Origin of the sequence: Nonomuraea mangrovi, from assembly GCF_042681425.1 — a bacterium.
Classification (GTDB): Bacteria; Actinomycetota; Actinomycetes; order Streptosporangiales; family Streptosporangiaceae; genus Nonomuraea; species Nonomuraea mangrovi.
Map to the genome: position 1 here is coordinate 147,951 of NZ_JBHUFV010000052.1, position 8,049 is coordinate 155,999.

Genomic DNA, 8,049 nt, shown 5'->3' on the forward strand with positions numbered 1-8,049 from the left:
GTGCAGGCATGAGAGTCCTCGGAATGATCTCCGGCACCTCGCATGACGGCATCGACGTCGCCGCGGTCGACTTCGACCTCGACGGTGGCGTGCTGAACGGCAGGGTCGGGCACACCTCGAGCACGCCGTACACGCCGGAGCTGCGCGCGCGGCTGGTCGAGGCGCTGCCTCCCGCGCCGACGACGCTGGCCGAGGTGTGCGTCCTCGACACCCTCATCGGCCAGAGCTTCGCCGAGGCCGCCGCCGAGGCGATCGAGCAGGCAGGGCCGGTGGATCTGATCGTCTCGCACGGCCAGACGGTGTTCCACTGGGTGGACGCCGCGCACGCGCTCGGCACGTTGCAGATCGGCCAGCCCGCGTGGATCGCCGAGCGGACGGGCACGCCGGTGCTGTCGGACGTGCGCATCCGCGACATCACGGCGGGCGGGCACGGCGCTCCCCTGGTCTCCGTGCTCGACTCCCTGCTGCTCGCGGGGCACGACGGCGGCGCCGCCGCGCTCAACCTGGGCGGCATCTCCAACATGACGGTGGTGCGCGGGCGCGACGAGCTGTTCGCCTATGACATCGGCCCCGCGAACGCGCTGGTGGACGCCGTCGTGTCGAGCAGGTGGCCGGGCGGGCGGGGCTTCGACGAGGACGGCCGGATCGCCGCTTCGGGGCGGGTCGACGAACGGCTGCTCGCGGTACTGCTCGACGAGCCGTACTACCTGCTGCCCGCGCCGAAGAGCACCGGCAAGGAGCTGTTCCACCTCGCCTATGTCGAGGACGCGGTCGAAAGGGCCGGGCACCCGGTCTCCGACGCCGACCTAGTGGCCACCCTGACGGAGCTCACCGTCCGCACGGTCGCCAGGGACGTCCTGGCCGCAGGCGTGGACCTGCTCGTCGTCTCGGGCGGTGGCTGCCGCAACCCCGTGCTCATGAAGGGCCTGCGCGAGGCGCTCGCCGGGGTGACGGTCGCGCTGTCCGACGAATACGGCGCTCCCGCCGACGACAAGGAGGCGATCGCCTTCGCCCTCATCGGCTGGTGCACCGCGCACGGTCTGCCGGGAACCGTTCCCGCGGGCACCGGCGCCCGCGCGCCCCGCGTCCTCGGCACGCTCACGCCGGGAGCCGGGCCGCTCGTCCTGCCCGCGCCGATCGCCGACCGGCCGCGGTCGCTCCGTCTCAGCCGATGAGGCTGCGCCCCACGACCCCTGACGACCTGGACGGCATCGTCGAGGTCTTTCTCGCCTGCTGGCGCGAGAGCTACGCCAGGGTGCTGCCCGAGCGGCTGGTGTCGGCCATGTCCACCGAGCGCGCCCGCGAGCTGTGGACCGGCAAGCCGGCCCTGGTGGCGGAGCACGACGGCCGGATCCGCGGTCTCACGCGCTTCTCCGGCGACACCGTCCACTCGCTGTACGTGCACCCGGCCGCGCAGGGCGGCGGGCTCGGCGCGCGGCTGCTCGGGGCCGCGGAGAGCGGGCTGTCGTCGGCCGGCGTCACCACCGCGTTCCTGTGGGTGTTCCGCGGCAACCTTCCGTCGATCGGCTTCTACCGCCGGCAGGGCTGGCGGCCCGAAGGAACCGAGCGCGTCACGCCCGAGTTCGGCGAGCCCGAACTGCGGCTGACCAAGGTGCTGGCGTGAACGCCCCCGCAGGCGTCGTGACGGCCGTCCGCACCCCGTGGTTCGACCTGACCGAATGCACCGGTCACCGCACCGTGCGCTGGGAGGACGGCGTCCGCGTCGGTGAGGCGCCGATGACGATCGACACGCACCACGACCTCGCCTCGATCACGAAGATCGTCGCCACGACGACGGCGCTCATCCGCCTCGTCTCCGACCACCTCGTCGAGCTGGACGCGCGGGTGCGCTCCTACCTGCCCGGTTGCTTCGACGGCATCACCGTGCGCGACCTGCTGCTGCACAGGGGCGGGCTGTGGGAGTGGTACCCGCTCTACATCCGCGATGAGCTGCCGCCGCCGCGCTACCGCCCCGGCCGGGAGCGGCACTACTCCGACCTGGGGTTCATCCTGCTCGGACGGGTGATCACCGCCGTCACGGGGCTCCCGCTCGACCGGGCCGTGGCGGAGCTGGTGACCGAGCCGCTCGGCCTCACCTCGACCAGGTACGCCCGTCCCGCGGGCCCGCAGGTGGCCATGAGCGCGCGGGACGACCGGGTCGAGATGGGCATGCTGGACTCGCAGCGGCCCTACCCCGTCCCCTTCCGCAGCGCCGACTTCGCCGGGTGGCGCCGCGAACCCGTGATCGGGCAGGTCTGCGACGGCAACGCCTACCACGCCTTCGGCGGCGTGTCGGGACACGCCGGGCTCTTCTCCACCGTCCCCGACCTGCTGCGCTACTGCACGGCCCTGTCGCGCTACCGCGAGCACGACAGGTTGTGGCGGCCCGAGGTCGCGCGGGAGTTCTTCGCGCCGGGCCCCGACGCCCAGCAGGCGCTCGGCTTCCGGCGGTACGAGCTGCGGGTCAGGGACGAGACCGTCACCGTGCTCGGCCACCCCGGCTATGTGGGCGGCGCCGTCGGCTTCGTGCCCGACCGCGACATCGCCCTGGTCATGGTCAGCAACCGGCTGCTGGTCGACGGGACCCCCGTGTCCACGGACGCGCTCTGGCACGAGCTGCTGAAGGCCACCACACAACGATCGAGGACAGCATGACGAGCAGCACGCCGCTCCTGGCCATCCGTGACCTGTCAGTCGCCTTCCGCAGCGGCAAGCAGGACGTCACCGTGGTGAAGAACGTCTCCATGGAGATCATGCCGGGCCAGACCGTCGCGGTCGTCGGCGAGTCGGGCTCGGGCAAGTCGACCACGGCCGCCGCCGTCAACCGCCTCCTTCCCGACAACGGCCGCATCACCGGAGGGCAGGTGCTCTTCGACGGGCGCGATCTGACCGAGGCCGGCGAGCGCGAGATGGTCGCCATCCGGGGGGCCGTGATCGGGCTCGTCCCCCAGGACCCGATGTCCAACCTCAACCCGCTCATGCGCATCGGCGACCAGATCGCCGAGGCCCTCGAGGTGCACGGCCTCGCCGTCGGCAGGGCCGCTCGCGCGCGCGTGGTCGAACTGCTGGACATGGTGGGCATCCCGGACCCCGCGCAGAGGATCAACCAGTACCCTCACGAGTTCTCCGGCGGCATGCGGCAGCGCGCGCTCATCGCCATGGGGCTCGCCTGCCGTCCCAAGCTGCTCATCGCCGACGAGCCGACCTCCGCGCTGGACGTGACCGTCCAGCGGCGCATCCTCGACCAGCTCGCCGAGCTGACCGCCGACATGGGCACGGCCGTCTTCCTCATCACCCACGACCTCGCCCTGGCCGCCGAGCGCGCCGACGTCGTCGCCGTCATGTACCAGGGCGAGCTCGTCGAGGTCGGCCCGGCCGCCGAGATCCTGGCCGACCCGGCGCACGAGTACACCCGGCGGCTGCTGCGCGCCGTACCCAGCCTGTCCTCGGTACGGCTGGCCGAGCCGCCGCGGGAGGCCCCCGACCTCGTCCAGATCGAGGACCTGCGCAAGGTCTTCCCGATCAGGGGCAGCGCGGCCGAGTTCACCGCGGTCGACACGGTCACCTTCAGCATCCCGCGCGGCCAGACCGTCTCCATCGTCGGCGAGTCGGGGTCGGGCAAGTCGACGACCGCGAACCTGCTGCTCGGCCTGGACGACGCCACCTCCGGGCGGATCCGCTTCGACGGCACCGACCTCACCTCGCTCGGACGGCGCGAGCTGTTCGCGTTCCGCCGCCGCGTGCAGCCGGTCTTCCAGAACCCCTACGCCTCGCTCGATCCCCGCTACACCGTGGAGAAGTCGATCAGCGAGCCGCTGCGCGTACACCGTGTCGGCACGACGGCCGACCGCAAGCAGACCGTCGCCGACCTGCTCGACCAGGTCGCGCTGCCCGCCTCCCTCGCGCAGCGGCTGCCGCACGAGCTGTCGGGCGGCCAGCGCCAGCGGGTCGCCATCGCCAGGGCGCTGGCGCTCTCCCCCGACCTCGTGGTGCTCGACGAGGCCGTCTCCGCCCTGGACGTGCTCGTCCAGGCGCAGATCCTCGAACTGCTCGCCGAGCTCCAGCGGGAGCTGAAGCTCAGCTACCTGTTCATCAGTCACGACCTGGCCGTGGTCCGCATGATCTCGCACACCGTCCACGTGATGCAGCGCGGGCGGATCGTCGAGAGCGGAACCGCTGACCAGATCTTCGAGCACCCGACGTCCGACTACACCCGCGAACTGCTGGCCGCGATCCCGTCACCCGCGGGCGCCGATTGACCGGCGACCCCCGACAGGCCCTCGCCGACGTCGGCGCCGCCTACGCGGCGTTCGCCGAGCAGCGGCCCGCGCTGTACGACGCCATGTTCAGCCAGGTCATCGACCTGCCGTTCGCCACGCCCGCGGCACCGGACGCACTGCACGCGGCGTTCGGGGAGCTAAGTGAGGCCGTCCGGCCACACGCGGGCGACGACGACCTGGGCGCGCTCACCGAGACCCTCTGGAGCGGCCTGCACGGGCTGATGACGCTCATGCGCGGCGGCAGACTTCCGCGGAAGCGGGTTCCGCACGGCTGTATCCGTCGGCCCCGGAGGATGCGCCTGCCGCGGACGATCACCGTCCGCGGCGCGCTCCGGCGACCGACGTCAGATCATCGAGACGAGAATCCTCCGATTCCCTGTGTAGGCGTGCCGCCCATGCATCACCAGGAGGTTGTCGATCATCATGACGTCTCCCCGCTCCCACGGGAACGCGCACTCGTTGCGCTTGGCGACCTCCCGCACCATGCGAAGGTCGTCCGCGCCCAGCGCACTCCCATCCCCGAAGGTCGCCTGAAGAGGAAGCTCCTCGTCAGAAGAAGCCATCTCCAGCAAAGCCTCGGCCTCATCGGCGGGCAGGCTGGACACGTGCCACTGCTCAGCCTGGTTGAACCACACATCCTCCCCCGTCACCGGGTGCACACGAACAGCCGGCCGAACCTGCCGCACGCGCAGCTCATCGTCGTCCGTCCACCGGAACTCGGCGCCGGTCTCGGCGAGGGCGCGCTCGACCTCGTCCCGATCCTCGGTCTCGTAGGTGTCCTGCCAGGACTTGCCGAGCCCGAACCCGCCATGCAGGTTCTGCAGGTAGGCGACCCCGAGAGACGTGAACCGCGAACGCACCTCAGGCGTGAGCCCGGCCAGCACGGCACGCGAGTCGGACACGGGAGTGGCGCCGCCGGTGGCGGGAGCCTGATCACAGTAGAAGAACAACCTCGAAGGCCACCGGTGAGCGTAGGACAGCTCATTGTGCAGAGAGATCTCGTACTCCGCCGGATACTCCGTGGAGGTCCACACACCGGCCTGTACGGCGACGCGAGGCGAGTTGCCATGGCGGTAGTTCGTGAACGGCTCCCCGAAGGTCCTGACGAACTCATGGAACGCGGCAGGCGAGTCGACGCCGAGCCCTCGGAACAGGACGGCGCCGTGCTGAAGCAGCAGTGAATCAGCGGAGCCGCGGTCAGGAGAGCCCAGAACAGCGATGGTCGTCGCGCCAGAAGTGATCTTGTCCATGGTCAGTGCTCCTGCGGTTCCGGCATGCCCATAGTGCGAGGGATCGGGGAGAGCGCCAGCACGATGATCGGGATCACCGCGCCTGCGGCGCAGATGAGCAGCGTGGTACGAAGGCCGATGCCTTCGGCGAGCAGGCCCATGAGCAGGGCGCCCACGGGCGCCAGGCTGAGAGCGACGGTCCGCTGCGAGGCCATGACACGGCCCTGGAGGTGCTCAGGGGTGGCGCCCATGCGGAGGGTGCCGCTGGACACCATGGCGATGGGGCCGGTGATGCCGAGCAGGAACTGCGCGAGGCCGATCATGGTGACGAGCAGCCAGGTGGGCCCGGTGGCCAGGCCGATGAGGAAGAGCGAGAGGTTGCCGATGACGGTCATCCAGAAGAAGGACGGCCCGATGCCGATCTTCTTCATGGACCTGACGGCCAGGAGCGAGCCCAGGATGGCGCCGGGGCCGCCGACGGCCAGCAGGATGCCGACCCAGTACGCCGGCAGGCCCAGGCCCTTGATGATCCAGATGGGCAGCAGCACCTCGATGCCGGTGTAGAAGAACATGTAGAAGCCGGCGGCGATCATGCTGGGGCGGATCAGCGAGTCGCGCAGCACCCAGCGCATGCCCTCGGCGATGGAGGAGAAGACGCCGGGCCGGTCCTCGCCGCGCTCCGGCACGGGCTCGGGCTTGCGGATGAGCGCGCAGCTGATCGCGGAGACGACCAGCGTCACCACGTCGACGATCAGGACCTGGACCGCGATGAAGGCGGTGACCAGCATGGAGCCGACGCTGTTGCCGGCGACCCGGGCGACGGAGTTGCTCAGCTGGAGCTTGGCGTTGCCGTCGCCGATGAACTCGCGTCCCACCAGGAACGGCAGGTGCGACATGTTCGCGACCTCGAAGAACACGAACAGCACGACGGACAGGAAGGAGATCGCGCCGAGCCAGAAGAGCGTCAGCATGTCCGCGGCGTAGAGGCCGATGACCGCCAGGAGGAGGACGGCACGGCCGATGTCAGCGGCGATCATGGTGGGCCGCTTGCGGAACCTGTCGGCCCAGAACCCCGCGAACAGGAAGAGGAGGAACGGCAGCCGCCCGACCGCGCCCAGCGTGCCGACCTCGGCCTCGCTGGCGCCCAGCACGATGATGGCGACCAGCGGCATGGCCACGACGGTGATCTGGCCACCGAACTGGGAGGTGCTGTAACCGACCCAGAGTTTGAGGAAGTCGCGATGCTTCCAGAGGCTTGTCGGTGCTGCCTCAGTGGCGGGCGCGGTGTTCGAGACCACGGTCCATCCACCTCCTCCATGCGTTGGCGGTCCGGGTGACGTAGGGGTTGTAGAGCGCGCTGAAGCGCGCGCCGGGGATGAGCCCGGTCTCCAGGTTCGGGACGAACGCCCGCCACCCGTAGTCCTCGTCGGGTGGGGCGTTGTCCTCCTCGGGGATCAGCAGGACAGCCGGCCCGTCGAAGGTGTCGTGCTTGTAGCGCCCCACCGCGTGCGCGTTGGCGCGGAAGACCTCGACGTAGCGTTGGATCTGGTCGAGGTCGGTGCTCTCCGTGCGAAGCTGGCCTTCCTTGGTGGCGGCGTTGACGATGGCCAGCAGCCGTTCGGCCGGCTCCATCAGGCTCAGCTCGCGGGGGTCGAGCGAGGTCGCCCCGCCGGCCAACGCGTGCACCATGAGCGCGGTGTCGTCCTCCAGCGTCGAGCCGACGACCGGCTCCTCCGCCGAGGACCAGGCCAGGAAGACGTACGGCACGGCGTGGCCGTCCTTGCGCAGCCGGCGGGCCACTTCGAGGGCGATGTTCCCGCCGATGCAGAAGCCGCCGACGAAGTACGGCCCGGCGGGGAAGAGCTCGCGGATGTAGCCGGCGTAGGTTTCCGCCATCTCGTCGATGGTGGTCTGTACGGCGTCGCCCTCGGTCAGCCCGTGCGCCGGGATGGCGTAGACCGGCTGGTCGTCACCCAGATGCTGGGCAAGCGGGCGGTACCGGAAGACCTGCCCGCCCAGCGCGTGGATGAGGAAGAGGGGCGGGCGGTTGCCGGCGGTGCGCAGCGGCACGACCCGGCCGCGGGAGACCGGGTTCTCGCCCTCGTCCGCCAGGGCTTCGGTGAGCTGGGCGATCGTCGGCGCGGCGAGCACCGTGGCCACGGGGATCTCCCTGCCGAGCGCCTGCCGCATCCGCAGGGCCAGGCGGAGCGCCAGCAGCGAGTGTCCGCCCAGGTCGAAGAAGTCGTCACGGATGCCGGGACGCTCCACGCCGAGGATCTCCGCCCAGATCTGGGCGAGGGTCTCTTCCAGCTCGTCGCGGGGTGCTTCGTAGGGAGCCCGGGCCACCGGCGCCGGGTCCGGGAGCGCCTTGCGGTCGAGCTTGCCGTTGGCGGTGACGGGCAACCGGTCCAGCTCGGTGAAGGACGAGGGCACCATGTGGTCGGGCAGCCGCTGGCGCAGGAATACCGCCAGTTCCTCCGGCTCCGCCGTGCCGACGACGTAGGCCGCCAGCACGCCGCCGACCGGACGGACCGCGGCCG

Annotated in this window: 7 protein-coding genes and 1 pseudogene; 5 read left to right on the top strand and 3 right to left on the bottom strand. The window is 70.9% G+C overall.

The annotated features are described in order from the left end of the window. Positions 1-8: 8 nt before the first annotated feature. From ACFSKW_RS36040 to ACFSKW_RS36060, 5 genes and pseudogenes are all read left to right on the top strand, one after another. Positions 9-1,175 carry an anhydro-N-acetylmuramic acid kinase gene (locus ACFSKW_RS36040; RefSeq protein ID WP_379577583.1) on the top strand — a complete coding sequence of 389 codons (1,167 nt, stop codon included), beginning with the start codon at positions 9-11 and terminating at the stop codon, positions 1,173-1,175. Next, positions 1,172-1,624: a GNAT family N-acetyltransferase gene (locus tag ACFSKW_RS36045; RefSeq protein WP_379577585.1), complete on the top strand. Its 453-nt coding sequence runs from the start codon at positions 1,172-1,174 to the stop codon at positions 1,622-1,624. Before ACFSKW_RS36040 ends, ACFSKW_RS36045 begins: the two co-directional genes overlap by 4 nt. Continuing rightward, positions 1,621-2,655, top strand: a complete 1,035-nt coding sequence (locus ACFSKW_RS36050) for a serine hydrolase domain-containing protein (protein WP_379577587.1) — start codon at positions 1,621-1,623, stop codon at positions 2,653-2,655. The genes ACFSKW_RS36045 and ACFSKW_RS36050 overlap by 4 nt, the downstream gene beginning before the upstream one ends. Next, positions 2,652-4,259: an ABC transporter ATP-binding protein gene (locus ACFSKW_RS36055; protein WP_379577589.1), complete on the top strand. Its 1,608-nt coding sequence runs from the start codon at positions 2,652-2,654 to the stop codon at positions 4,257-4,259. The genes ACFSKW_RS36050 and ACFSKW_RS36055 overlap by 4 nt, the downstream gene beginning before the upstream one ends. Further along, positions 4,256-4,522, top strand: a pseudogene (locus ACFSKW_RS36060) (TetR-like C-terminal domain-containing protein); the annotation flags it as partial. The gene ACFSKW_RS36055 and the pseudogene ACFSKW_RS36060, both read left to right, overlap by 4 nt. A 102-nt stretch (positions 4,523-4,624) precedes the next feature. Here the strand turns inward: ACFSKW_RS36060 and ACFSKW_RS36065 are convergent. The 3 genes from ACFSKW_RS36065 to ACFSKW_RS36075 form a co-directional block, all read right to left on the bottom strand. Continuing rightward, on the bottom strand, positions 4,625-5,530 hold the full coding sequence (locus ACFSKW_RS36065) for a TauD/TfdA family dioxygenase (RefSeq protein ID WP_379577591.1): 906 nt from the start codon (positions 5,528-5,530) through the stop codon (positions 4,625-4,627). A gap of 2 nt (positions 5,531-5,532) precedes the next feature. After that, positions 5,533-6,807 (bottom strand): MFS transporter, encoded by a 1,275-nt coding sequence (locus ACFSKW_RS36070; RefSeq protein ID WP_379577593.1) that lies wholly within the window; start codon positions 6,805-6,807, stop codon positions 5,533-5,535. Next, positions 6,779-8,049, bottom strand: a 1,271-nt coding sequence (locus ACFSKW_RS36075) for a thioesterase domain-containing protein (protein WP_379577595.1), incomplete at its 5' end; no start/stop codon positions are given. The genes ACFSKW_RS36070 and ACFSKW_RS36075, both read right to left, overlap by 29 nt.